The following is a 26,419-nucleotide window of genomic DNA, read 5'->3' as shown; positions in this document are numbered from 1 at the left end:
ACCTGCTGCGCGCCGCCCGCCGTCAGGCCGGCGACGCGGCGGTGCTGGCCTTGTTCGACGCGCAGGCGCTGCGCGGCAACCCGGCCGCCAAGCGCGCGCTGTGGCCGCAGTTGCGCGGCCTGCGCCGCGGGAGCCCGCGCGGATGAGCGCGCAGGTGTCGGACCCGGACCCCTCCGCCGCGCCGACCGCGCTGCGGCCGATGCGCGAGGACGATCTCGAACTCATCCACGCCATCGAAATCCGCGCCTACGAATTCCCCTGGACGCCGGGCATCTTCCGCGACTGCCTGCGCGCGGATTACCCCTCGTGGGTGCTGACCGAGCAAGAACGCATCCTGGGCTACTTCCTGATGAGCGTGGCGGCGGGCGAGGCGCACGTGCTCAACGTGTGCGTCGCGCCGGAAGCGCACGGCCACGGTTACGGCCGCAAGCTGCTGCGCGCGCTGATGCACATCGCGCGCGGGCGCGGCGCCGAGCGGGTGTTCCTGGAAGTGCGTCCGTCCAATCCCGGCGCCATTGCCCTGTACCACAGCGAAGGCTTCAACGAGATCGGCCGCCGCCCGCGCTACTACCCGGCGCGCGGCGGACGCGAGGACGCGCTGGTAATGGCGATCGAGCTGTTGCCGCACGAATGAGCCGTGCCGGCCGGCGCCGCCGCGGCGTCAGCGCAACTGCCGCAACGCCGCGGTAATCGCCGGTTTCAAGTTCTTGATCGCCGCGTCTTCGCTCTGGTCGGCCTGCACGTACAGGCCGGTCAGGAACGCCATCAGATCGTGGCGGCGTCCCAGCCAACCGGCGTAGTCGGCGCGATCGAGCTTGCCCACCTTCGCCGGCAGCGCCGCGAACCAGGCGTCCCATTCGGCCGCCGACAGCAGCCCGCGCTGAGCGCCGAACAACACCGGCTGGGCCAGCCGGCCGGGTTCGCCGAACACATAGGCATGACCGCCGCGCGGCACCGCCTGCGCCGCGACCGCGGCCAGGATGCGCGGGTACTGCGCGCGCTCCAGCGCCGGGTTCAAGCTCAACTGCATCAGCCAGTCGGCGCCGTGGGCGACGCCGTGGCGCCAGCCTTCGCCTTCGCTGTAGCCGCGGTAATCGCGCACCGATTCGACATAGGCCGCGGCGCGATCGACCATCGCCGCGCGTTCGGCCGCGCTCATCCACGGCGTGATCCGGTCGGTGCGCGCCACTTCCGCCAGCACCAGCGCCGCGAACGGCTTGCCGAAGCCCGCCGCGTCCTCGCCGTCGAGCGCGGCGTACAGCGGCTCGCGCAGGGCGCGCAAGGCGGCGGCATCGAAATCGCCCGCGCGCATCCACTGGCTCAAGGCTTCGAAGGCGATGCCGTCGCGCAGCTGCGGATCGGGATCGGACAGACAGCCGAGCAGGCCCTCGGCCAGCCGGCGTTTGCGCGCCGCCTCGGGCACGGCGAACTGCGCTGCCTTGAGCGCTTGCAGCGAGGCCGCGGTCTGCCCTACCGGCGGGCAGCCGCGCGCGAACGCCGGCGCGGCCAGCAGGCAAAGACCCAACAACACGATATGGCGCATGGCGTTCCCCCGGGACGCGATGTCCGCGTGGCCCAGCCTAGGCGGCCGCGTCGCGGCGCCGCAAGGGCCGCGGGCACCACACGGATGTGCACGGCTTGCGCGTCGCGCGGCGATCGTTCGCCGCGCGCGCAAGGCACGGCCGACGCGTCCGTCGTGCGCGTTATCGGTTCATACGCGACCGCGGCGAGGCGGCATCGGTGACGGCGGTCGAACTATCGATCATCGCTTCGCCGCGGATCGGCCCTCCAGATGTGCGCCGCATCCGGATTGGCTGTCCGCCGCGAGCGCCGGGCGCGACGGAACGGTGATGCGGTTGGCGGAACCGCCCGCGCCGAATAGCCGCGAGCTATCGCTGCGATGCAAACAAACGATTTTCCACGATGGCATCGCTGTAGGACGCTCCCGCGCAGTCCCCAGGAGTAACCCTCATGCCTCAACGCAGTTTGATCGCGGCCCTCGTTTCCGCGCAGTTGCTGGTGTCCGGCGCCGTCTTCGCACAGGCCGCGCCCACCCTTACGCGCGACAACGGCGCGCCAGTCGGCGACAACCAGAACTCGCAGACCGCCGGCGCCGGCGGCCCGGTCTTGCTGCAGGACGTGCACCTGATCCAGAAGCTGCAACGCTTCGATCGCGAGCGCATCCCGGAACGGGTCGTCCACGCCCGCGGCACCGGCGCGCACGGCAGCTTCACCGTCAGCGGCGACATCTCGCAATACACCCGCGCCAAACTGTTCCAGCCCGGCGTCACCACGCCGGTGTTCGTGCGCTTCTCCACGGTGATCCACGGCAACCATTCGCCGGAAACCCTGCGCGATCCGCGCGGCTTCGCGACCAAGTTCTACACCAGCGAAGGCAATTGGGATCTGGTCGGCAACAACCTGCCGGTGTTCTTCATCCGCGACGCGATCAAGTTCCCGGACATGGTGCATTCGCTCAAGCCCAGCCCCGACAGCAACGTGCAGGACCCGGCGCGGGTGTTCGATTTCTTCTCGCATATACCCGAAGCCACGCAGATGCTGACGCGGGTGTACTCCGATTACGGCACCCCGCGCAGCTATCGCGAGATGGACGGCAACGGCGTGCACGCGTACAAACTGATCGACGACAAGGGCGGCTACGTCTATGTCAAATTCCACTGGGACAGCCGTCAGGGCGAACACAATCTGTCCGGCGCGGACATCGCCGCGGTGCAGGGCCGCGACTTCAATCATCTGTCCAACGATCTGATCAAGGCGATCGACCGCGGCGACTATCCCAAGTGGGATCTGTACGTGCAGATCCTCAAGCCCGACCAGCTCGATCAGTTCGACTTCAATCCGCTCGACGCGACCAAGACCTGGCCCGGCGTGCCCGAGGTGAAGGTCGGCACCATGACCTTGAACCGCAATCCGGCCAACATCTTCCAGGAGACCGAGCAGGCCGCGTTCGCGCCGGCCAATCTGGTGCCGGGCATCGAGCCGTCGGAAGACCGATTGCTGCAAGGACGCATGTTCTCCTATGCCGACACGCAGCTTTACCGCGTCGGCACCAACGTCAACCAGTTGCCGATCAACGCGCCGAAGGTCGCGGTCAACAGCAACAACCAGGACGGCGAACACAACGACGGCGCGCGCACCGGCAAGGTCAACTACGAACCGTCGCGGATCGCGCCCAAGCCGCAGTCCGACGCCGCGCGTTACAGCGCCTTGCCGCTGGAAGGCGCGACCCAGCAGGCGCGCATCGCCAAGACCTTGAACTTCCGTCAGGCCGGCGAGTTCTACCGTTCGCTGCCGGCCAACGAGCGCGCCAGCCTGATCGCGAATCTGGCCGGCGACCTGGGCCAGGTGCGCGACGAAACCACGATGTACACGATGCTCTCGTACTTCCATAAAGCCGATGCCGACTACGGCACGCGCCTGGCCCAGACGCTCAAGCGCGATGTCGGCCGGGTGAAGACTTTGTCGGCGGCGTTGAGCGATTGATCCGGTCGCGGGTATGAGAGCGCAGCGGGCCGCGAGGTGCGGCTCGCTGCGGTGGTGTTGCGATTTGTCGCGCCGCGACTGGCGTCGAAGCGGATGGATCGTATCCGTCCGTGTCGAAGTCGCCGGGCGGTGCGCATGGCGAGTTGGGAGAATCGGATGAATCGTTCCTTGTTGAAATTCCATGTCGCTCTGGCGGCGTCGCTGGCCTCTGCGGCCGCGGCTCCCGCGTTCGCGCACGAGCCGGCGCCGCAAGCCACCGCGGCGCAAGCCCCGGCCGTGCAGGACGCCGACCTGAGCCGCTACCTGTTCGATGCCGCGCGTTCGGGCGATACCGAGGTGATCAAGTCGCTGCTGGCGCGCGGTGTGGCGGTGGATGCGCGCGATGGGCGCGGCTCGACCGCGTTGATCCTCGCCGCTTACTACGGCCACGCCGACGCGGTGCGCGCGCTGCTCGCGGCCGGCGCGGCGCCCGACCTGGGCGACAGCGCGCGCGGCAATACCGCGCTGATGGGCGCCTTGTTCAAGGGCGAGATCGAATGCGCGCGGGTGCTGCTGGCCGATCCGCGCAGCGATGTGGATGCGCGCAACGCGGCCGGGCAGACCGCGGCGATGTTCGCGGCCTTGTTCGGCCGCGCCGAGCTAATCGAGGCGCTGGCGTCGCGCGATGCCGATTTCGCCCTGGTCGATGCCAGCGGCGCGACCGCCGAATCGCTGGCGCGCGGGCAGGGCAATGCGGCGCTGGCCGATCGTCTGGCCGGCCTGAGCCGCAAGCGCGGCGGCTGACGGCGGCAACAAAAAAGCCGCGGCCCGGCCGCGGCTTTCTGCAGGTAACGGCGAACGACCGGAAGGCCGTGCGCCGAAGCCACGTCAGGCCAGCTTGGCGCGTTGCGCGGCCAGGCCTTCGAGCTGCACGTTCCAATCGACCAGGCGCTTGCGCTCCTGCTCGACCACCGCCGGCGGCGCGTTCTGCACGAAGGTATCGCTGGCCAGCTTGCCCTTGCTCTTACCGATCTCGCCTTCGACGCGCTTGATTTCCTTGTCCAGGCGCCCGCGTTCGGCATCGAGCTTGTCCGCCGGCAGCGGCACCAGCAAGGTCAGCTCGCCGACCACCGCCGGAGCGGCCGGCGGCGTCGGCGCGCCGTCGTCGATGAACTCGATGCGATCGATCCGGTTGAGGAATTTGAGCTGCGAAGCGAAGCGCCCGACGCGCGCGCGATCGGACGCGTCGCCGTTGACCAGCAGCAGCGTCACGAAGTCCGACGGCTTGACGTTGAGCTCGCTGCGCACCTTGCGCAGCGCCGACACCATCGCCTTGAGCCATTCCACGTCGGCCTCGGCCTGGGCGTAATCGCCGGCGAATTCCGACGCCTGCGGATACGGCCGCAGCATCACCGTGGTCTCGGCCACGCCGAGCTTGGGCGCGACCTGCTGCCACAGTTCCTCGGTCACGAACGGAATCAGCGGGTGCAGCAGCGACAACAGGCGTTCGAGCACGTACAGAAGGGTATGACGCGTGCTGTTTGCCGCGGCCTGATCTTCGCCCTGCAGCGCCGGCTTGGACAGTTCGACGAACCAGTCGCAGAACGCGTTCCAGGCGAATTCGTACAGACTCTGCGCGAGCAGGTCGAAACGGTAGGCGGCGAAGTGGGCTTCGGCCTCGGCCGCGGTCTTGGCCAGCTGCGCCAGGATCCAGCGCTCGGCATCGGTGGTGGGCTGCGGCACGCCGCTGAAGCTGGCGTCTTCGCTGTTCATCAACACGAAGCGCGTGGCGTTCCACAGCTTGTTGCAGAAATTCTTGTAACCCTCGGCGCGGCCGAGATCGAACTTGATGTCGCGGCCGTGCGTGGCCAGCGCCGAGATGGTGAAGCGCAGCGCGTCGGCGCCGAAGGCGGGGATGCCCTCGGGGAATTCCTTGCGCGTGGCTTTTTCGATCTTCTCCGCCTGCTTGGGATTCATAAGGCCGGTGGTGCGCTTGCTGACCAGTTCATCCAGGGTGATGCCATCGACCAGATCGATCGGGTCGAGCACGTTGCCCTTGGATTTGGACATCTTCTGCCCGTCCTTGTCGCGCACCAGGCCGGTGATGTAGACGTCCTTGAACGGAATCTGCCCGGTGAAGTGGTCGGTGAGCATGATCATGCGCGCGACCCAGAAGAAGATGATGTCGAAACCGGTGACCAAGACTGAGGACGGAACAAACCGCTCAAACCCGCGCGCGCCCATCGCCGCCTCGTCCGGCCAGCCCATGGTGCTGAACGGCCACAGGCCCGAGGAGAACCACGTTTCCAGCACGTCGTTGTCCTGATGCAACGCGACCTCGGCGCCGATGCCGCCGCGCGCGCGCGCATCGGCCTCGTCGCGGCCGACGAAGATGTTGCCCTGAGCGTCGTACCACGCCGGAATGCGATGGCCCCACCACAGCTGGCGGCTGATGCACCAGTCCTGGATGTTTTCCATCCAGTGGCGATAGGTGTTGATCCAGTTCGACGGCACGAAACGCACGTCGCCCTTCTCGACCAACTCCAGGCCACGCTTGGCCAGCCCGTCCATCTGCACGAACCACTGGTCGGTCAGGTAGGGCTCGATCACCTGGCTGGTGCGGTCGCCGCGTGGCACCTGCAGCTTGTGCGGCTTGGTTTCCACGAGCAGGCCTTCGGCTTCCAGATCGGCGAGCACGACCTTGCGCGCTTCGTAGCGATCCAGGCCGACGTACTTCGCCGGCGCGTTGTCGTTGACCTTCGCCTCGGGGGTGAAGATGTTGATCATCGGCAGGCTGTGGCGCTGGCCGACGGCGTAGTCGTTGAAGTCGTGCGCGGGCGTGACCTTGACCACGCCGGTGCCGAATTCGCGGTCCACGTAGCCGTCGGCGATGACCGGAATCTCGCGCGCGCTCAGCGGCAGCGTCACGGTCTTGCCGATCAGGTGCCGATAGCGCTCGTCGTCGGGATGCACCATCACCGCGGTGTCGCCGAGCATGGTTTCCGGACGCGTGGTCGCCACCGTCAGCGTGGTGCTGCCGTCGCTGAGCGGGTAGGTGATCGACCACAGGAAGCCGTCTTCTTCTTCGTTGACGACTTCCAGGTCCGAGATCGCCGTCTTCAACACCGGGTCCCAGTTGACCAGGCGCTGGCCGCGGTAGATCAGGCCTTGCTCGTGCATGCGCACGAAGGCTTCGATCACGGCGGTGGAGGCGATCGGGTCCATCGTGAACATCGAGCGCGACCAGTCGCCGGAGGTGCCCAGGCGGCGCATCTGCCGTTCGATGGTGTCGCCGGACTGGCGCTTCCACTGCCACACTTTTTCGATGAAACCGTCGCGGCCCAGACCGTCGCGGGTCAGGCCTTCGGCGCCCAGGTTGCGCGCGACGACCATCTCGGTGGCGATGCCGGCATGATCGGTGCCCATCTGCCACAAGGTGTCGTAGCCGCGCATGCGGTAATAGCGGATCAACGCGTCCTGCAGGGTGTGCTGGAACGCATGGCCCATGTGCAGCGTGCCGGTGACGTTCGGCGGTGGCAGCAGGATGGAGTAGGGCTGGCCCTCGCCGCGCGGCTTGAATACGCCGCTGCTTTCCCACTGTTCGTACAGGCGGGTTTCGAACTGTTTGGGGTCGTAGCTGGGGGCGAGGGACATGGTTGTTGGGCCGGGAATCGGGAATCGGGAATGGGGAATCGGCAGGAGCAACAGCAAAAACAAAAAAGCGCGTGGAATCGTGGTGGCGGGGCGGGTTGGCGAAGCGGGCTCTTACGATTCCCGATTCCCCATTCCCCATTCCCGATTCCCGCCTCACATATCGTGCTTATTCAAACTCAAGCCGCGCGCCTGGTACTGCTTCCAGCGCTCGCGCAGCGGGCCGCGCGCGGAGTCGTCGGCGGGTACGACTTCCAGCACGCGATCGAAGCCGTCGGCGACCGCGGCGTCGCGCAGGTTGATCACCAGCGCGCGGAGCGCGGCGTCGGACTCGGGCGCCGCGATCAGCACGTCGGCTTCGTCCTCGTCTTCGTCCATGCCGGCGATCTGGTGCGGGATGTAAGCGTCTTCGCCCATGTCCCACAGCATGTCGTCGAGCTGCTCGGCCTGCTCGGCGCTGCGCGCCAGGATCAGCGTCGGCAGGCCGGCGTCGTGGGCCTTGCGCGTGAGCTCGCACACCAACCGAAGCGGTTCTTCTTTGAAGCGCGGCGATTGGATCAAGTAGAAGTCTGCGCGGGGCATAGGGGCCGGGAATGGGGAATCGGGAATTGGGAATCGGTTGAAGCGAGAAGCGAAAGGCGAAAGCGGGAAGAGCGGGACGGGAATCGGTTGCGGCGCAAGCGCCCTACCGATTCCCCATTCCCGACTCCCGATTCCCGCCCCTCAATTCCCGTTTCTTTCCAGCAACCACTGCGACAGCAAGCCGACCGGACGGCCGGTCGCCAGGCCGCGCTTGCCTTCTTCGTTGGAAACGCCGGCGATGTCCAGATGCGCCCAGCGCTGGCCTTCGGTGAAGCGCGACAGGAAGCAGCCGGCGGTGATCGCGCCGGCCCAGCGGCCGCCGATGTTGTAGACGTCGGCGAAGGTGGATTCCAGTTGGGTCTGGTATTCGTCCCACAGCGGCAGGCGCCAGGCGCGGTCGAAGACTTGCTCGCCGGCGGCGAGCAGTTCGGCCGAGAGCTGGTCGTCCTTGCTCATCAGGCCGGTGGCGAACTTGCCCAGCGCGACCACGCAGGCGCCGGTGAGGGTGGCCACGTCCAGCAGCGCCTGCGGCTCGAAACGCTGCGCGTAGGTCAGCGCGTCGCACAGGATCAGGCGGCCCTCGGCGTCGGTGTTGCCGACTTCGATGGTCTTGCCGGACATGCTGGTGAGCACGTCGGACGGGCGGTAGGCGTCGGCGTCGGGCATGTTTTCCACGGCCGGGACGATCACCACCAGGTTGATCGGCAACTGCATGCCGACCGCCGACACGAACGTGCCCAGGACCGAGGCGGCGCCGCACATGTCGAACTTCATTTCCTCGATGCCGCCCTGGACCTTGAGGTTGATGCCGCCGGTGTCGAAGGTGATGCCCTTGCCGACCAGCACGAACGGCTTGGCGTCGCCGCCGTTGCTGTACTTGAGCACGATCAGCTTGGGCGGGTTGGCCGAGCCGCGCGCCACCGCGAGCAGCGAGCCCATGCCCAGTTCTTCCATCTGCGCGCGGTCGAGCACTTCGCACTCGGTGGTGTCGAAGCGGGCGGCGAATTCCTGCGCCTGCTGGGCCAGATAGGCCGGGTTGCAGACGTTCGGCGGCAGGTTGCCGAGTTCGCGCGCGAACTTGACGCCGGCGGCGATGGCCTGGCCCTGGGCCAGCGCGGTCGCGTCGCCGCCGTTGATCGACAGCTTGCGCAGGCCCGGCTCGTCCTTCTTCTTGCCCAGGGTGGCGGTGTAGCGGTAGCAGGCGTGATCGGCGGCGATGGCGGCCTGGCGGATCGCCCAGGCGGCGTCGCGGCCCAGCACCGGTTCTTCGCTGAAGGTCAGCAGCGCGTGCTGGACGGGACCGGCCTTGAGCGCGCGGGCGGCGTCGCCGACCGCCTTGAGATACTGGGCGACGCCGAACTTGCCGGCTTCGCCCAGGCCGACCACCAGCACGCGCGGCGCGGCCACGCCGGCGACGTCGTGCAGCAGCGAGGTCTTGCCGGTCTTGCCGCTGATGTCGCCGCGTTCCAGCAGCGCGGTCAGGCGCCCGCCGCTGACTTCATCCAGCGTTCGCGCCGCTGCGGTCAGGGTCTTGTCAGCGAAGGCGCCTACCACGACGCAATCAGTTTGGGCGGCGGACGGCGCGTCGCGGTTCAGGTCGAATTCGAGGGTCATCCAACAGATTCCCGAGCAGATAAGAAGGTGAGTACGTACAATCGTCCGGCTTTGTCGAAGCTGGCGTTGCGGACCGCAAGGCCCGGTGCCGGAGCCGCAAGGCGTCCAGCGCCGCAAGGCGCGAGTGGATTCGTAACCGGAAGCTTCGGCTTGCCACCGGCTCCAGGACCAGCGGTCCGGGGGCCAACGGGGCAGGACGGCCGTCGAACGAACTCCCGAGTTTAAAGCAAGCCCGCCCGATGCCGAAGCCCAACCCGAAGCGCGCCCCCACGCCTAATGCTCAAGCTTGACCGTTATCTGACCGGCGAATTCGCCCAGGCGATCTTCGCCACCCTGGTGGTGCTGCTGATCGTCAGTGTCGGCGGCGCTTTCACCGACGTGCTCGAGGACATCGCCAAGGGCAAGGTCCCGGCGGGCATGATGTTGGTTCAGCTGGGGCTGGTGCTGATCAAGTGGCTGCCGCTGATCCTGCCGCTGTCGCTGATGCTGGGCCTGATGATGGGCATGGGCCGGCTCTACCGCGACTCGGAAATGCCCGTGATCGCCTCCGTTGGCGTCGGCCCGCGGCGGATGCTCAAGCCGCTGATGCTGGTGGCCGGGCCGATCATCCTGGTGGTCGGGGCCTGTTCGCTGTGGCTGGGGCCGTGGGCCGACCGCGCTTCGCGGCAGATGATCAACGAGGCCAACCGCAGCCTGATCGTGGCCGGCCTGGAGCCGGGCGCCTTCACCGGCCTGCCCAACGGCAACGGGGTGATCTACGTCGGCGGCATGTCCGACGACGGCAAGAGCTTCGACCGCATCTTCATCTACCGCAGCAAGCCCGATCGCCAGGACGTGACCACGTCCAAGACCGGCCGGCTGACGGTGAACGCCAACGGCGACCGCTATCTGACCCTGGACGACGGCTTCGAGGTTGAAGGCCCGGTGGACGGCAGCCTCAACTACCGGCTGATGCGCTACGTGCGCAACGATTTCCTGCTGCCGGCCAGCGAAGACCGCTACGACCCCAAATCGCCGGAAATGCTGCCGACCACGCAATTGTTCGGCGACGCCAGGCCCGAGGCCGCGGCGCAGCTGCATTACCGCATCGCCCCGCCGCTGCTGGCGCTGGCCTTCGCCCTGCTGGCGATTCCGCTGGCGCGCAGCACGCCGCGCCAGGCGCGCTACGGCAGCATGCTGATCGGCTTTCTGGCCTACCTGATCGGCAACAACTTCATGATGATGGGCACCGGCTGGATCGAGGACGGCAAGACTCCGGCCGCGCTGGGCCTGTGGTGGCTGACGCTGCCGCTGCTGGCGGTCACCGCCTGGATGTATTTCCGCGATGGCCGGGTCGGCCGCAGGCGGAGCCTGGTATGAAGCCGTTTCCGAAGATCCACGACATCTACGTCGGCAAGGTGGTGCTCAGCACCGTGCTGCTGACCTGGGCGGTGCTGCTGGGGCTGGACTTCATGCTCAGCTTCGTCGGCGAGTTCGGCGACATCGGCAAGGGCCGCTACGGCTTCATGCAGGCGCTGGCCTACATGGCTTTGACGGTGCCGCGACGCGCCTATTCGCTGTTCCCCTACGCCTCGGTGGTCGGTTCGTTGATGGCGCTGGGCCAGTTGGCGGCCACCTCGGAGCTGACCGTACTGCGCGCGGTCGGCCTGTCGCGGCGCCGGCTCAGCATCGCGGTGGCCGGTTCGCTGGCGATCCTGACCTTGCTGATGGTGGTCAACGGCGAGACCCTGGCGCCGGAAGCGCAGCGCCGCGGCGAGTCGCTCAAGGCCGCGGCCAAGTCGAACAATCAAGTGGTGGCCGAATACTCCGGCCTGTGGGCGCGCGAGGGCGACGTGATCCTCAGCGCCAGCCAGGGCCAGGAACGCAGCCAGGGCAACGATCGCTGGCTGGAACTGCGCAACGTGAGCCTGTACCAGTTCGGCGCGGACGGGCGGCTGGTGTCGATCGCGGTGGCCGGCATCGCCGAGCATCGCCCCGGCGGCTGGCTGCTGCGCAACGTCACCCGCACCACCTTCCACGCCAGATCGGCCGAGAAGAAGCAGATCGCGGAAGAGCGCTGGGAGTCCAAACTCGACAGCTCGGCGCTGATGAGCGGCACCAACCGGCCGCGTTATCTCAGCGCCAAGGCTTTGCACAAGGCGATCGAAGACCGCGAGCGCAATCAGCTCGACGCGGGCGAATTCGAAGCGCATTACTGGGGCCGCTGGTTCTATCCGCTCAATGTGCTGGCGCTGTGCCTGGCGGCGGTGCCGTTCGCCTTCGGCAGCCTGCGCAGCGGCGGCATGGGCAAGCGCTTGTTCATCGGCATCGTGTTCGCGCTGGTGTTCTGGTTGCTGCAGACGCAGTTCGTCGAACTGGCCAAGGTGTTCCGCTTCGACTTCCGCCTGGCCTACGTGGCGCCGACGGTGGTGATGCTGGCGGTGTCGGCGTATCTGTTCAAACGGCGTTCGGGCTGATCGGCCCGGACGCATGCCGTTTCGAACCGAAGCGGCTTACTTCTGACGTTTAGGCAGGCGCAGCGTGCGGGTCGCGCTGGCGCGGTCGTGCCAGGTCAGCCGCTCGCGATCGAACCACGCCCACCAGAAACCCAGCCCCGCCGCGGCCAGCGACAAGCTGCCGACCGCGTAGCGAATCCACAGCGCCTTCCATTCCGGCGCCTGTTCGCCGCGGCCGACCACGCGCAAACGCCACGGCCGCATTCCCAGCGTCTGTCCGCCGCGGCGCCAGCTGACCGTCGAATACACGCCGGTGATGACCCAGCACACCAGCCACAGCAGCCATTGCAGCGCGCTGAAGGGGCGGATGTTCTCGTGCGAATCGTGGCCGGCGAGGGTGTAGCCGACCGCGAACACGGCGCCGGCGAGCATCCACAGCGCCAGCACCGGGAGTAGGTCATACAGCATCGACAGCAGCCGCCACAGGATCAGGGCGGCGGGTTTGGCGGGAGCGGGTGCGGGGACGGGTGCGGTCATCGGATCAGGATAAGCGAGCGGGCAAACGGGAGATATCGCGGACGGCGGGCGCGCAGGCCGCGCGCGCGCACAGGGCCGTCATTCTCCCATCGCATGCGCGCCGTGTTGCGGTCGGCGCGCATCGATCGTCCTCATCGCCCGCCCGAGCCACTAAGCTGCCGGCATGAGCGCCAGCACTCCCGCCCAACGCCGCACCCAGGCCATGTCGTTGCCGCCGCTCGAGGAGGCCGACGACGTGGCGATCACCCAGTTCCTCGACGCGATCTGGGCCGAAAACGGCCTGGCGCAGCAGACCCTCGACAGCTACCGGCGCGATCTGGAAGGCTTGGCGCGCTGGCGCGACGGACGCGGCCTCGCCGGCGCCGATCGCGGCGCGCTGTTCGACTACCTGTCCTGGCGCACGCGCGAAGGCTATTCGCCGCGCAGCAACGCGCGCCTGCTGTCGGCGCTGCGCGCCTTCTACGCCTTCCGCCTGCGCCGAGGCGACCGCCGCGACGATCCGACCGCGTTGCTGGCGCCGCCGAAGCTGCCGCGCTCGCTGCCCAAGGCGCTGGCCGAAAGCCAGATCGACGCGCTGTTGAACGCGCCCGACACCGACAATCCGCTGGGCCTGCGCGATCGCGCCATGCTCGAACTGATGTACGCCGCCGGCCTGCGCGTGAGCGAACTGGTGCACCTGCCCGCGACCGGGGTCAATCTGCGCCAGGGCGTGTTGCGGGTGATGGGCAAGGGCAGCAAGGAGCGGCTGGTGCCGCTGGGCGAGGAGGCCCAGCACTGGCTGGAGCGCTATCTGGCGCAATCGCGCCCGCAGTTGGCCGGCAAGCGCGCGCTGTCGCCGTTGTTCATCGAAGCCAGCGGCGAAGCGCCGACGCGGCAGGCGTTCTGGCATCTGGTCAAGCGCTACGCCGCGGTCGCCGGAATCGATCCGGCCAAGGTGAGCCCACACGGCCTGCGCCACAGTTTCGCCACCCATCTGCTCAATCGCGGCGCGGATTTGCGCGCATTGCAGATGCTGCTGGGACATAGCTCGTTATCGACCACGCAGATTTACACCCTGGTGGCGCGCGAGCAGCTCAAGAAGTTGCATTCGAAGCATCATCCTAGGGGGTGAAAGCAGGCGCTTATGCGGCACAGCCGCATGCCTGCTTGAACGCCCGGCGCACTGCGCCGGGCCGGGTCCAGCCGAGCCCGGCGACCCTCCGCGCTTATGCGGCACAGCCGCATGCCTGCTTGAACGCCCGGCGCACTGCGCCGGGCCGGGTCGTCCAGACTCGTCGTTGCATTGGCGCGGTCGCAGCCTGCGCAACTCCTGCCCCGGAGCGACTCCAGGAGCCGCGCAGCGGCGACCACGAACTCCCCGGCCGACCCAAGTCGCAACCCAGCCTGATACACCCAACTCAGCAAAACCCGGACTCAGCAGTACGGCGTGCCCTCCGGCACATTCCCACCCCATCGCGCCCCCCAAATCGCGACTCCCATCGCCCCTTGGCCCCGTGATACCCATCGCGGAACCGCGATCCCGCGCCCGTCCATGCCACAATCGGACGAACCTATTCCCTCTCGGGCGGTCCAAGGCCCGACAACAGAACGCCAAGGATTCGATAGATGAAGCGCATCATGTTCGCCGTGCTCGGCGCGATCAGCCTGTCCGCCTGCGCCCAGGCACCGCAGGCCGCCGCCGCCAAGACCGATCCGGTCAAGCCGGCCGCCGCCGCCGCCGCGCAAGCCCCGAAGGGCGCCGCGCCCAAGGTCGCCGCCGGCAGCGCCGATGCGCGCGCGGTCGACGCCATCCGCACCCTCAGCCCCAACATCAACATCGACAAGATCGGCGCCGCGCCGATGCCGGGCTTCCGCGAAGCCCTGGCCCAGGGCCAGGTGGTCTACGTCAGCGACGACGGCCGTTACCTGTTCCTGCCCGGCTCCGGCGGTGCCCTGTTCGATACCCAGGCCAAGCGCAACCTCAGCGAAGACACCCTGGCCGGCATGCGCAAGGATCTGGTCAAGAGCATCCCGGTCAGCGAGCGCATCGTGTTCTCGCCGCCGAATCCCAAGCACACCGTCGCGGTGTTCACCGACGTGGAGTGCGGCTACTGCCGCAAGCTGCACAGCGAGATCGCCGAATACAACCGCCAGGGCATCGCGGTGGAATATCTGGCCTTCCCGCGCGCCGGCATCGGCAGCGACGACTACAAGAAGATGGTCTCGGTGTGGTGCGCGGCCGATCGCCGCAAGGCCCTGACCGAAGCCAAGAGCGACCACGGCGTCGCCGCCAAGGAATGCAAGAACACCGTCGAGCAGCAGTACGACATCGGCCAGCGCGCCGGCCTGACCGGCACGCCGATGATTCTCACCAGCGAAGGCGTCCAGCTCGGTGGTTACGTCCCGCCGGCGCAGCTGCGCCAGGCGCTGGACAAGCTGGCGGCCGAATCCAAGACCGCGGCCAAGCCGACCGCGGCGGTGGCCACGCCGGTGGGCGGGCTCTGACCGTCGCCTGAGCGCCGCCGCCGGTTGCCGGCCGGCAACCGGCAACGAAGGGCTCGCTGAGGCGAGCCCTTTGTATTTCAGCGACTTAGCCGAATCGAAATGGCAATTTCGGATGGGTTGTGCAACTTGAAGTTGACGGCGTTTCACGGCTTCGGCGTGAAACATCTGGGGCGCCCGCCGCGCGCCGGCTCCGTCGCTGCGTCGCCGCTTCGATCCTGTCCCGGACCCGAGCCGCCCCGCCGAACTTGCAGCGCCTGAGCCGCGACGCCCGAACCTCGAAACCCTGACCCGGCCCCGGGCTTGTCGCGATCGGTCCTCGCGGCCCTCTTCGCCCCGGCGCGGCCCGAAGCCCGCCCGCGTTTTCGATACAATACCCGGCCCTGCGTTGCACGGTTTCCCGGACATGATCGTCCTCGAGGGCCACTCGGCCCTGTCTTCGTTCCGCCGCGAGCGGCTCCAAGCCCGCCTGTCCGCCCTCCATTCCGATGTCCGCCTGATCGATGCCTGGCCCGTGTACTGGGTCGAGCCCGAGCCCGGCGCCACGCCCGACGACGCCACGCTGCGCCGCATCCTGCAGGCCGAAGCCAGCGAAGCGGCGCGCGCAAGCGACGCCACCTCGCGCTACGTGACCCCGCGCCTGGGCACCCTGTCCCCCTGGGCCAGCAAGGCCACCGAACTGCTGCGCGGCGCCGGCCAGCCGGTCAAGCGCGTGGAACGCGGCACCCGCTACGACCTCAGCGGTTGGCCGGCCGATGCCGCCACCCAGGGCGCGCTGGCCAAGGTTCTGCACGACCCGATGACCCAGTCGCTGCTGCAAACGCGCGACGACGCGGCCGCGCTGTTCGCGGTGCCGGCGCGCGGCGAACTCGAGCGCATCGCCCTGGAGCAACTGGAAGCCGCCAACGGCCGCCTCGGCCTGGCCCTGGCCGAGGACGAAATCGCCTACCTGCGCGAACGCTACGGCGCGCTCGGCCGGGCGCCGTCGGACGTCGAACTGATGATGTTCGCGCAGGCCAATTCCGAGCACTGCCGGCACAAGATCTTCAACGCATCCTGGACCCTCGACGGCCGAGACCAGCCGCAGTCGTTGTTCAAGATGATCAAGCACACCCACGCGCAGACGCCGGAAAACACCCTGTCGGCGTACAGCGACAACGCCGCGGTGGTGGAAGGCTATCCGACCCGGCGCTTCCGCCCGCAACCGGGTAGCCAGGCCTACACCGCCGAAGCGCAGACACCGTCGGCGTTCTGCATCAAGGTCGAGACCCACAACCACCCAACCGCGATCGCTCCGTTTCCCGGCGCGAGCACCGGCAACGGCGGCGAAATCCGCGACGAAGGCGCGACCGGCCGCGGCGGCCGCCCGAAGGCCGGCCTGTGCGGTTTCAGCGTTTCGCACCTGCGCATTCCGACTTTGCCGCAGCCGTGGGAACGCCCGCGCGCGCTCAATCCGCGCATGGCGCCGGCCCTGGAAATCATGCTCGACGGCCCGATCGGCGCGGCCGCGTTCAACAACGAATTCGGCCGTCCGAACCTGGTCGGTTATTTCCGCAGTTTCGAACTGTCCGAAGGCGCGCTGACCCGCGCCTACGACAAGCCGATCATGCTGGCCGGCGGCCTGGGCGCGATCGACCGCATCCAGGTAGACAAGCTCGGCCTGAAGCCCGGTCACGCGGTGATCGTGCTCGGCGGCCCGGCGATGCTGATCGGCCTGGGCGGCGGCGCGGCCAGTTCGGTCGCCTCCGGCGACAGCGCCGAATCGCTGGATTTCGCCAGCGTGCAGCGCGACAACCCGGAGATGGAACGCCGCTGCCAGGAAGTGATCGACCGCTGCGTCGCGCTGCGCGCCGACAACCCGATCGACAGCGCCCACGACGTCGGCGCCGGCGGTTTGTCCAACGCCATTCCCGAACTGCTGCACGACTCCAGCCTCGGCGGCGTGATCGATCTGGCGCAAGTGCCCAGCGACGATCCCTCGCTGTCGCCGATGCAGTTGTGGTGCAACGAATCGCAGGAACGCTACGTGCTCGGCCTGCCGGCCGATCGCATCAACGACTTCGCCGCGATCTGCGAACGCGAGCGCTGCCCGTTCGCGGTGGTCGGCTATGCGACGGCGGAAGAACGCCTCGTGGTCGGCTACGGCGCCACGATCGAAAGCGTCTACGGCGAGCAAGCCATCGCCCATGCGGATTGGCCGATCGATTTCCCGATGGACGTGCTGTTCGGCAAGCCGCCGAAGATGCATCGCGACGCCCGCCACCCGCCGCCGGCACCGTGGCCGGCGCTGCAATGGGACGGGCTGGACCTGCACGACACCGGTTTACGCGTGCTCGCGCATCCGACCGTCGCGGCGAAGAATTTCCTCGTCACCATCGGCGACCGCACCGTCGGCGGCCTGGTCGCGCGCGATCAGATGATCGGCCCGTGGCAGCTGCCGCTGGCCGATTGCGCGATCACCCTGTCGGGTTTCGACGGCTTCGTCGGCGAAGCGATGGCGATCGGCGAACGCACTCCGCTCGCGCTGCTCGACGCCGCCGCCGCCGCGCGCATGGCGGTCGGCGAAGCGATCACCAACCTGTGCGCGGCGCCGGTGGAATCGCTCAACCGCATCAAGCTGTCGGCGAACTGGATGGCCGCGGCCTCGCATCCGGGCGAAGACGCGCTGCTGTTCGACGCGGTGAAGGCGGTCGGCCTGGAACTGTGCCCGGAACTGGAGCTGAGCATCCCGGTCGGCAAGGATTCGCTGTCGATGCAGGCGCAGTGGGGCTCGGGCGACAGCGCCTCCAAGTCGGTGTCGCCGGTGTCGTTGATCGTCAGCGCGTTCGCGCCGGTGGTCGATGTGCGCCAGCAACTCACGCCGCTGCTGTCGCGCGATCCCGATACCGAGCTGTGGCTGATCGGCCTGGGCGCCGGCAAGCAGCGCCTGGGCGGTTCGGTGCTGGCGCAGGTGCATCCCGATGCGGTCGAAAAACAGGCCGGCGACTCGCTGCCGGCCTTCGCCGGCGCGCCCGGCGACACCAGCCGTTTCGACGCCGGCGTGCCCGATCTCGACAGCCCGCAGCGCCTGCGCGATTTCTTCGAACTGATCCGCGACGCGCGCGAAGCCGGCCTGCTGCTGGCCTATCACGACCGCAGCGACGGCGGCGCTTTCGCCAGCCTGTCGGAAATGGCGTTCTGCTCGCGCCTGGGCGTGGACATCAGCCTCGACGGCTGGGGCGAAGATCCGTTCCGCACCTTGTTCAACGAAGAACTCGGCGCGATCGTGCAGATCCACAACGACGACCGCGCCGAATTCGCCGACCTGATCTCGCGCCACAACCTGATCGATTGCGCGCAGCGCATCGCCAAGCCGACGACCGCCGCGTCAGTGCGCGTGAAGGAAGACGGCAAGATTCTGGTCGAATGGCGCTGGGACGAATTGTTCGACGCCTGGTGGTCCACCAGCCACGCCCTGCAGAAGCTGCGCGACCACCCCGATTGCGCCGACGAAGAGCGCGCGATCGCGCGCGACTTCAACGCGCCGGGCCTGAAGCCCAAGCTCGCCTTCGATCCCCAGGACGATGTCGCCGCGCCGTTCGTCAACACCGGCGCGCGGCCCAAGGTCGCGATCCTGCGCGAGCAGGGCGTCAACGGCCAGATCGAAATGGCCGCCGCCTTCGACCGCGCCGGCTTCGAAGCCTTCGACGTGCACATGAGCGACCTGATCAACGGCCGCTTCAAGCTGGACGACTTCAAGGGCTTCGCCGCCTGCGGCGGTTTCAGCTACGGCGACGTGCTCGGCGCGGGCCGCGGCTGGGCTACCAGCATCCTCGAACGCAGCGCGCTGCGCGATGCCTTCGCCGCGTTCTTCGCGCGCGAAGACAGTTTCTCGCTGGGCGTGTGCAATGGCTGCCAGATGCTGGCCCAGCTCAAGCCGATCGTCCCCGGCGCCGAGCATTGGCCGGTGTTCCTGCGCAATCGCAGCGAACAGTTCGAAGCGCGCCTGGGCCTGCTGGAAGTGGTCGAATCGCCATCGCTGTTCTTCCGCGGCATGGCCGGTTCGCGCATCCCGGTCGCGGTAGCGCACGGTGAAGGCCGCGCCGACTTCGCCAGCGGCATCGATCAGGCCGCCGCCGATATTTCGTTGCGCTACATCGACGGCGACGGCCGCGTCGCCGACCGCTACCCGCTCAACCCCAACGGCTCGCCCGACGGCATCGCCGGCCTGACCAGCCGCGACGGCCGCGCCACCATCCTCATGCCGCACCCCGAGCGCACCCTGCGCAGCGCCAATTTCAGCTGGGCGCCGAAGGACTGGGCCGAGGACTCGCCGTGGTTGCGGATGTTCCGCAATGCTCGGGTTTGGGTGGGGTGAAGTAGTTGATGCGCTAGTTTCTGGATGATCCAGCGGTGATGCGGCGGGCCCTCTCGGGGGCCCGTTTTTATTTGCGGGGACTGACTGGGCTGGTCTCAGCTTGCGATCCGGGCTGCCGCCAGACTTCCTGTTAATACGTGGCGAGTCTGCGTTGTGATAAAAGGTCCGTTGATTGAGTCGGCCCGATGCTGGCTTCAGATTTGGCCAAGGACTCTTGGGGAGAAGGCCGTATGGGGGGCGTGACGTCGTGCGCCGCCGTTGCGGTAAAGGCGCCGTGGGAGGAGTGCGACGAGTTCATTAAATAGGCGCAGACGATCAAGACCGAGGGCCCAGGTCTATACAGGGCCACAAGTTTTGCCGTCACCGGTGTGTCGTTGCCGGTTAATCATTCGCTGGCGGTGGCTGTCGGCCGCTGCTTCTCGGCCCCGGCTGATGCCCGGTAACCGTCCTTTCGGGGGGGCGGGACTTCCCATACACCAGTGGCATGGCTATCGAATAAAAGCGCGTGTGGATGTCCGAACTAAAACGGCGCGAGAGCGCAGGGAAGACCGTGGGCTAAGTCGCAATTTTAAACAAGTGAAAAACATGCCAAGAATAATGCGTTTACAGCGGTGCCTTGCGGTTGCCCTACTTTTTTACTCGGTCGTGCTCGTCCCCGCTTTCGCTGCGGACCGGACGCGGTACGAAGATTTCGATACTCAGATGAAGACCTCCGAAAGCATCGGCGCATTGGGGCCGAATCTATTCGGAGATCAAACTGATCCTTATAGCGGCAGCACGGATTTTTGGGTTACCGACATTAGTCTGCCTGGCAATAATGATCTTTCCGTTGCTTTGGTCCGGAAATTCGAAGGCTCCGACGACGGGTTAGGCGGGTATCTGCAGTGGAGCAATTTCGAGGTGCCCTATTTGTCGGGCATCTTTCCATGGGGCTCGGCCAGCAGAAATTTGAACGGTTGGAACAGTTGGGTGAACGGTAGCTACGAAAAGCGTTGCTCCATGGTCACGCCTCCCCCGGAGGTCAGGCAAAGCTCCGGTAAGGAAGACACTTTCATGGCTGAAGAGTATTTCCACGGGATTCGTCTGAATCTGCCTGGGGGCAATGCGCAACTATTGCTTAGCGGCGCTGCCGATGTTCCGGCGGATGGGCAAACGTATCGTTGGGCCACCAACGAGGATTGGCGCTTTTCGTGCATATCGCAGCTTAAAAACGGCGCTCCTGGCGAGGGGTTTCTGGCCCGAGATCCGCGGGGGAATAAGTATTATTTTGATTGGCTCGTCCCGGGTGAAATCACTGATCATATCCGAAAGATCGGTCTGCTGGGTGAGACGCTGTTGGGGCGTCGGGAGCAACGGCTGTATGTCACCCGGATCGAGGACCGCTTTGGTAATTGGGTTAATTATGGTTATCAGAACGCCAATCTGGCTACAGTGACCTCCAGCGATGGACGGAGCTTGGCGCTGACATACGATGCGACTGCGACGAGGCTTGTTTCCGCGACGGATGGGCGCAGAAACTGGTTGTACGAGTATCCGGCGAATGAAGTCAAATTGACTTATCCGGATGGTTCGACATGGAGTTCGTCACTTTCCGGTGAGATCCGCCGAGTGGGTGCTGGTTGCAGCGGCACTCAAGCTCCCGAGCGATATACCGGTTATGCCACGCTGACATTACGACATCCATCTGGCGCAGTGGGGCAATTTTCGTTTAGTAACTTGCGACGAGGTTTGTCGTATGTGAAATGGGTGGAGGTGGCTGGATCTTCATGGTGCAATCAGGATCCGAAGGACTACGACAGCATTGCGCTCAAGCTGAAATCGATTCAAGGTCCCGGAATCACTGCACTTGACTGGTCGTTTGTGTACGGCCCGGCGAATGGTTGCTATATAAATCAAAATCGAGGGCAGGAATGTACCGCTACTTCGCCTACTACTCGAACAGTCGAGATTCAGGGGCCGGCCGGAACCTTTGTTCGATACGAATACGGCAACAAGGCATACGAAAACGACGGCATCTTGCTTAAAACTGAGTGGGGAGGTGCTGGAACGGTGTTCAAGACCGAGATACAGAGCTGGCAGGTGTTCGATGGCGTGGGATTACCGCTCAACGGTGCGGGGAATCATTTCTGGGAACAACGGCGCCGTCGGCTCAAGAATGTCGAGACGTTCCAGGATAACGTCAGATTTCATCGGGACATTAACGAGTTCGACTCGTCTCTTCGGCCCGTGAATGTCTCGTTGTGGAGCACGTTGGGATATCGAAAAACCGATGTCCTTGCTTACTTTGACAGCTCTTCCAAATGGATATTGGGGCAAATCGCCAGCGAGACGAATCAGGATACGGGGGCTACGCCCTCTCGTATCGAATACGCGCCAGATAATGCGATGCCAGTCTCCTTCTACCAGTTCGGAAAACTACAGAAGACGATGGCCTATCACCCTGATGGGAGCGTTGCCTCCGTTACCGATGGCCGCAATCTGATCACAGCTTTCAACGACTGGAAGCGTGGAGTGCCACAGACGGTGCGTTTCCATGACGGGACTCAGAAAATTTCCGTTGTAGATGACAACGGCTGGGTCACTTCTGTCGTTGACGAGAGTGGAAACACTATTGGTTACGGTTATGACCAGATGGGGCGATTGAATCATGTTACTTATCCCGCGGGAGACGATACGGTTTGGAACGATACCCGCTCACAGTTCGAACAGGTCAGTGTTAACGAATCCGGATTGTCGGGTGGCCATTGGCGGCAGGTGACGACGACAGGCAACAGCAAAAAGACGATTTTTTTCGATGCACTATGGCGTCCCGTAGTGGAGCAGGAGGAGGACGTCTCCAATCCCGCGGCCACGACGCGTTGGACGATGAAATGCTACGACCACGAAGGGCGGGTAACCTTCTCGTCGTATCCGCGTAACCCTTTCGTCGATGGCGCGCGCAACTTTGACTGCACGGGGATAGCTCCGTGAATCAACATGAAGCGAAATTTCAAGCGACGGCGATAGGGGTGGGGGCGATGAGGATCACGGATGATGAAGGTAGGCGCTGGTTCGGATGCGGTAGCGTGGTCTATGCCGTGCGCCAATTGTCTATCGGCTTGCTTTGCTTGCTAGGCGGTTTGGTAATGCCGGCGTACGCGGCGCCGCCTTCGGGTACGCCTCCGATCAGCATCGCGGTCCAGCCGATATCGGACCTGGAAGCGCCGGCGACGATCGAGGTCACAGGCGAGTCCACGCCGGAAGCTGGCATCGAGTGGATGGCTCTCTATCAAAACGCAGTCCAGATCGAAAAGGTGAACGACTACCTCATCAGCAAGACGATCACCGGTCTGGCCGCAGGCACTTACAATTTCAGTGTGACCGCCAAGGATTTCGGCGGGCGAACCAACACGGTCAACAAGCAGGTCGTGATCCAGCCGGTCAACCAAGCGCCGGTGGTGACCTTGAGCTTGCCCGGCGGAGCCGAATATCTGGTGCCGGCCAGCATCGCGCTGACGTCCAATCCAACCGACAGCGACGGTTCGATCAGCAAGGTGGAGTACTTCGCCAACGGCGCGTGGGTGGCGGCGTCCATGACAGCTCCGTTCTCCGCGCAGTGGAACAACGTGGCCGCAGGTGCCTATACGGTTATCGCGCACGCGTACGACAACAAGAATAAGCACGGCCAATCCGCGCCGATCACCGTCGTGGTCGGTACCGGTGAGTCGGAATTCGTGGCGCAATCGGTGCCTGCGAACATGGCCCCTGGTGTGAGTTATCCCGTCAGCGTGCAGATGAAGAACACCGGCACCGCGGTGTGGCGCAGCAGCAAGTCATTCGCATTAGGTTCGTTCAATCCTCAGGACAACGCAATCTGGGGGTTGAGCCGCGTAGGGCTTAGCGCCGATGTGGGGCCGGGGCAGGTCGCTGTTTTCAACTTCAATGTGACTGCGCCGACAAGCGTGGGCGCGCATAATTTTCAATGGAATATGTTGCAGGAGGGCGTGCGATGGTTCGGCGCATCGTCGGCGAATCAGGTGATTCAAGTTCAGATACCGCCCACTCACGCTTCGGAGTTCGTTAACCAGTCCGCACCCACGGTCATGCAGCCGGGCGGAGAATATTCCGTCAGTGTCCAGATGCGGAACACGGGCACGCGAACCTGGCGTATCGCAGACCAGTTCCGATTGGGATCGCAGAATCCTGGCGACAACGGGCGCTGGAACATCGCGCGTATCGATGTGCCGGGAGATGTCGCCACAGGACAGATCGCGACTTTCAATTTCACGGTGCGCGCGCCCACATCGCCAGGTGCCTACGACTTCCAATGGCAAATGCTGCAGGAGGGCGTGACTTGGTTCGGCCCAGCGTCACCGAATCTGGGTATCCAGGTTCAGGCCCCGCCTCCGACCGCGATGCTGGGTGTGCGCACCCGCTACGACGCGCTGGGGCGTGTTATCAGTTCGCAGCAGGATTCCGAACTCGGCGTGCTGACCACCACGACCGAATACCACTTCGGCCTTCAGACCCTGGTTCGTGATCCGCGAGGCAACGTGACCCAGGCGGCATTTCAGGCATTCGGCGAGCCCAGTTACGAAACGCCGGTCATCATCGACAGCCCCGAAGATACGCTGACCGAAATCGCCCGCGACGTGTTCGGCAAGCCGACCTCGCTGCGTCGCCGCAGCCGCGACCAAAGCGTGTCGCTATATCGGTATTTCGTTTACGACGCACATCAGCGCCTGTGCAAGAGCATCGAACCGGAGACTGGTGCGACGGTTACCGCTTACGACGATGCGGGCAACCCGGCTTGGTCGGCCGCGGGTCTGACGCTGCCTAGCTTGAGTAATTGCAACTCGGCCGAGGCGTATGCGTCCGGCCGCCGCGTGGATCGCGGTTACGACAGTCGCAACCGGCTGCAGACGCTGGCCTTTCCGGACGGGCGTGGCAATCAGACTTGGCTCTATACCCCAGATGGGCTGCCGCGCGAGGTCACCACCAGCAACGACGGCCCGGGGCAGGGCAATGTCGTCAATACCTACGTCTACAACAAACGTCGCCTGTTGAGCAGCGAGACGGTCAGTCAGCCGGGCTGGTACTCGTGGACGAGCGCCAATGGCTACGACGCCTACGGCAACCGCAACCGTTACACCACGCCGGACGGTTTGCAGATCGACTACGCCAACAATGCGTTGGGTCAGCCGGTTAGCGTTTCCAGCATCCTGGGAGGCCATGCCTGGGGTATCAGCTATTACCCGAACGGCGCGATCAAGCAGTTCACCTATGGCAACGGCATCGTCCATACCATGCAGCAGAACCTGCGTCAGTTGCCTGCTCGGAGCACGGATACGGGCGTGATCGACTTCGAAACCAGCTACCACGACACCGGTAATGTCGGGCAGATTCTCGATAGGTTGCGCGGAGATAGCTATAGTCGCTGGATGACGTACGACGGCCTCAACCGTCTGACTTCGGTCGGTTCATGCAGTTTTGGCGGTGATTGCTGGCATCGCTTCACCTACGATGCACTAGATAACCTCAAAACGTGGTCGCTGGGTGGTGTGAAAGACCATCGCTATTTCTATGACACGAACAATCGCCTGACGAATATTCGAAATGGCGCGGGTGCCAGCGTAAGCGGGTTGGGCTACGGCGCGCAGGGCAATCTCAGTAACAAGAACGGACAAGCTTACGACTTTGACTTCGGCAATCGGCTGCGCACAGCGGTTGGTAAAGAGATTTATCGCTACGATGCCTATGGTCGCCGGGTCAGCCAAGCTGGGCGCTCGGATACGACATTCGTAAAATCTTTCTACAATCAGGCTGGACAGTTACTATTGCGTGAAGAGCGTCACGATGGGGAATCGGACAACGATAATTATCGTGAATTCAATATTCCGCACATTTATCTTGGTGGCAGGCTATTGGCTACGTATGAATGGAACCGGGCCACCAACAGGGGGGAGATTAAGTACCAGCATGTCGACGCTCTCGGCAGCCCTGTTGCAGTGACTAATTCGGCTGGAGTAGTGATCGAGCCGCGGACCGAATGGGAGCCTTATGGCTCGGCAATCGGTAAGCCGGCTTATGACGGGGTTGGGTATTCCGGACATGTGATGGATGCGGCGACGGGTTTAACGTATATGCAGCAGCGATATTACGATTCGGCGGTTGCAATTTTCCTCAGTGTAGACCCGGTTCAGGCATATGAGAGTCCGATAACGAATTTTAATCGCTACGCTTATGCTAAAAATAATCCTTATCGATTCATAGATCCGGATGGTCGCCAATCGCGTGATCTTGAGAATGAATACAAGTTGTCAGGCGCTCGGCCTCCGTCATCAGATGCGACCTTTGCTGATGTCGTGGACGGTGTTGCAAATTCATCAATCCGTTTATGCCGGCTGCCGAGTGCTATCGGGACGGTTGTGGTCGTGGCGGCTGGGCGATGGCTGCTATTGGCGTAGTTCCTTTTGGGAAAAGCGGTCGTGTTGTTTCTGCAATTAAGGTTGATCGTTTGCTGGTGCGTGAAGCCGAGCGGGCTGGGAAATCAGTGCAGGCATCAATAGATGGTCTTACGGCTCAACTGGCTAAAGGGAATATGAATCCCGGTACCGGGACAAAGCATTTGTTCAATGGTGTCTTTGAGGCTAGAGCCCTTGATGGGGCTAGAGTGTATTTTCGTCATGTTGAGGATGGGGTGGAAATTGTTGGGAAAAGTTCTAAGGAAAATCAGCCCAAGGTAATTCAACGCTTGAGAGATATTTATGAAAAAAAATGACCGCGATCGAATTGTTGTTAGTCTTATTCATCAGGTTGAAAATATTCAAAACGATAACGTTGATGCTGTTGTTCGTCTTCCGTGTGGCGAAGGTCGGACTGTGACGTTCTTTACGCTTGAAAATATTGCTTCAATTATTGAGGGGCACAAGGCGACTGGGGAGTGTCTATCTGGAACTTTTTTTTGGGCAAAAGACATGGTGATAGTGAGGGATTTGAAATTGGAGACGATTGAAGCTGTCGCTCTCGAAATGGTTCAAACTGGTGCATATATAACGGCTTTTGGGCGCGTTTCCGAAGAGCAAGATGACTAGAAGATGTTCTTTTGGCTATAAGTTCTGAGTGTCTACTAATTCGCATTTATGAACACCACCAGATGCGGTGAGTCGAGGTGCCGCGTGGATGGTTATTCGCGAGCAGAAGTGTGACGTTGCATGCATTCCGCGCAATCTCCCTTAATTTGGATATCCCGCGATGGTCGAAATTTGGTAGCCGGGTCTGTTGTTGGGGAACCGAATCG

17 protein-coding genes are annotated in these 26,419 nt (G+C 64.6%); 12 read left to right on the top strand and 5 right to left on the bottom strand.

The genetic code is table 11. The features are described from left to right. The first annotated feature begins 142 nt into the window (after positions 1–142). The gene (rimI, locus tag J7J50_RS21955; RefSeq protein ID WP_215059502.1) at positions 143–634 is read left to right on the top strand and encodes a ribosomal protein S18-alanine N-acetyltransferase; all 492 of its coding nucleotides are present in this window, start codon (positions 143–145) and stop codon (positions 632–634) included. Between the two features lie 27 nt (positions 635–661). Here the strand turns inward: rimI and J7J50_RS21950 are convergent, their stop codons facing one another. Next, positions 662–1,543: a DUF2785 domain-containing protein gene (locus tag J7J50_RS21950; protein ID WP_215059500.1), complete on the bottom strand. Its 882-nt coding sequence runs from the start codon at positions 1,541–1,543 to the stop codon at positions 662–664. A gap of 443 nt (positions 1,544–1,986) precedes the next feature. On the opposite strand from J7J50_RS21950, the gene J7J50_RS21945 reads away from it, so the two are divergent. Both J7J50_RS21945 and J7J50_RS21940 read left to right on the top strand, forming a co-directional pair. Beyond that, positions 1,987–3,504, top strand: coding sequence for a catalase (locus J7J50_RS21945; RefSeq protein ID WP_285222321.1), 1,518 nt, complete (start codon positions 1,987–1,989; stop codon positions 3,502–3,504). Positions 3,505–3,660: 156 nt separating this feature from the next. Next, positions 3,661–4,287: an ankyrin repeat domain-containing protein gene (locus J7J50_RS21940; protein WP_215059495.1), complete on the top strand. Its 627-nt coding sequence runs from the start codon at positions 3,661–3,663 to the stop codon at positions 4,285–4,287. 84 nt (positions 4,288–4,371) lie between these two features. Here J7J50_RS21940 and J7J50_RS21935 read toward each other — a convergent pair whose 3' ends face one another. The 3 genes from J7J50_RS21935 to J7J50_RS21925 all read right to left on the bottom strand — a co-directional run bounded on the left by J7J50_RS21935 (position 4,372) and on the right by J7J50_RS21925 (position 9,330). Beyond that, a complete protein-coding gene (locus J7J50_RS21935) occupies positions 4,372–7,137 on the bottom strand; it encodes a valine--tRNA ligase (protein WP_215059493.1) in 2,766 nt (921 codons plus the stop codon). A 153-nt stretch (positions 7,138–7,290) separates the two neighbouring features. Then, positions 7,291–7,716: a DNA polymerase III subunit chi gene (locus J7J50_RS21930; RefSeq protein ID WP_215059490.1), complete on the bottom strand. Its 426-nt coding sequence runs from the start codon at positions 7,714–7,716 to the stop codon at positions 7,291–7,293. 141 nt (positions 7,717–7,857) lie between these two features. Continuing rightward, positions 7,858–9,330, bottom strand: a complete 1,473-nt coding sequence (locus J7J50_RS21925; RefSeq protein WP_215059488.1) for a leucyl aminopeptidase — start codon at positions 9,328–9,330, stop codon at positions 7,858–7,860. Positions 9,331–9,606: 276 nt separating this feature from the next. Between J7J50_RS21925 and lptF the strand changes: the two genes are divergently transcribed. Continuing rightward, positions 9,607–10,689, top strand: a complete 1,083-nt coding sequence (gene lptF, locus J7J50_RS21920; RefSeq protein WP_215059486.1) for an LPS export ABC transporter permease LptF — start codon at positions 9,607–9,609, stop codon at positions 10,687–10,689. Continuing rightward, positions 10,686–11,786, top strand: coding sequence for an LPS export ABC transporter permease LptG (gene lptG, locus J7J50_RS21915; protein ID WP_215059484.1), 1,101 nt, complete (start codon positions 10,686–10,688; stop codon positions 11,784–11,786). The genes lptF and lptG overlap by 4 nt, the downstream gene beginning before the upstream one ends. Positions 11,787–11,822: 36 nt before the next feature. On the opposite strand, the gene J7J50_RS21910 is transcribed toward lptG, so the two are convergent. After that, complete coding sequence (locus J7J50_RS21910) at positions 11,823–12,302, bottom strand: RDD family protein (RefSeq protein WP_215059482.1); 480 nt, start codon at positions 12,300–12,302, stop codon at positions 11,823–11,825. Between the two features lie 163 nt (positions 12,303–12,465). Between J7J50_RS21910 and xerD the strand changes: the two genes are divergently transcribed. From xerD to J7J50_RS21875, 7 genes are all read left to right on the top strand, one after another. Continuing rightward, positions 12,466–13,413 (top strand): site-specific tyrosine recombinase XerD, encoded by a 948-nt coding sequence (gene xerD / locus J7J50_RS21905; protein ID WP_215059480.1) that lies wholly within the window; start codon positions 12,466–12,468, stop codon positions 13,411–13,413. Positions 13,414–13,907: 494 nt separating this feature from the next. Further along, a complete protein-coding gene (locus J7J50_RS21900) occupies positions 13,908–14,786 on the top strand; it encodes a DsbC family protein (protein WP_215059479.1) in 879 nt (292 codons plus the stop codon). Between the two features lie 403 nt (positions 14,787–15,189). Then, complete coding sequence (purL, locus tag J7J50_RS21895; RefSeq protein ID WP_215059477.1) at positions 15,190–19,140, top strand: phosphoribosylformylglycinamidine synthase; 3,951 nt, start codon at positions 15,190–15,192, stop codon at positions 19,138–19,140. A 702-nt stretch (positions 19,141–19,842) separates the two neighbouring features. Further along, positions 19,843–22,110 (top strand): RHS repeat domain-containing protein, encoded by a 2,268-nt coding sequence (locus tag J7J50_RS21890; RefSeq protein ID WP_215059474.1) that lies wholly within the window; start codon positions 19,843–19,845, stop codon positions 22,108–22,110. Beyond that, positions 22,107–25,586, top strand: a complete 3,480-nt coding sequence (locus J7J50_RS21885) for an RHS repeat-associated core domain-containing protein (protein ID WP_215059471.1) — start codon at positions 22,107–22,109, stop codon at positions 25,584–25,586. Before J7J50_RS21890 ends, J7J50_RS21885 begins: the two co-directional genes overlap by 4 nt. Next, the gene (locus J7J50_RS21880; RefSeq protein ID WP_215059469.1) at positions 25,568–25,900 is read left to right on the top strand and encodes a hypothetical protein; all 333 of its coding nucleotides are present in this window, start codon (positions 25,568–25,570) and stop codon (positions 25,898–25,900) included. Before J7J50_RS21885 ends, J7J50_RS21880 begins: the two co-directional genes overlap by 19 nt. After that, the gene (locus J7J50_RS21875; RefSeq protein ID WP_215059467.1) at positions 25,887–26,213 is read left to right on the top strand and encodes a hypothetical protein; all 327 of its coding nucleotides are present in this window, start codon (positions 25,887–25,889) and stop codon (positions 26,211–26,213) included. Before J7J50_RS21880 ends, J7J50_RS21875 begins: the two co-directional genes overlap by 14 nt. Positions 26,214–26,419: the final 206 nt, after the last annotated feature.

It is taken from the genome of Lysobacter sp. ISL-50, assembly GCF_018612875.1.
Classification (GTDB): Bacteria; Pseudomonadota; Gammaproteobacteria; order Xanthomonadales; family Xanthomonadaceae; genus Lysobacter.
This window is presented reverse-complemented; position numbering and strand designations above follow the sequence as displayed.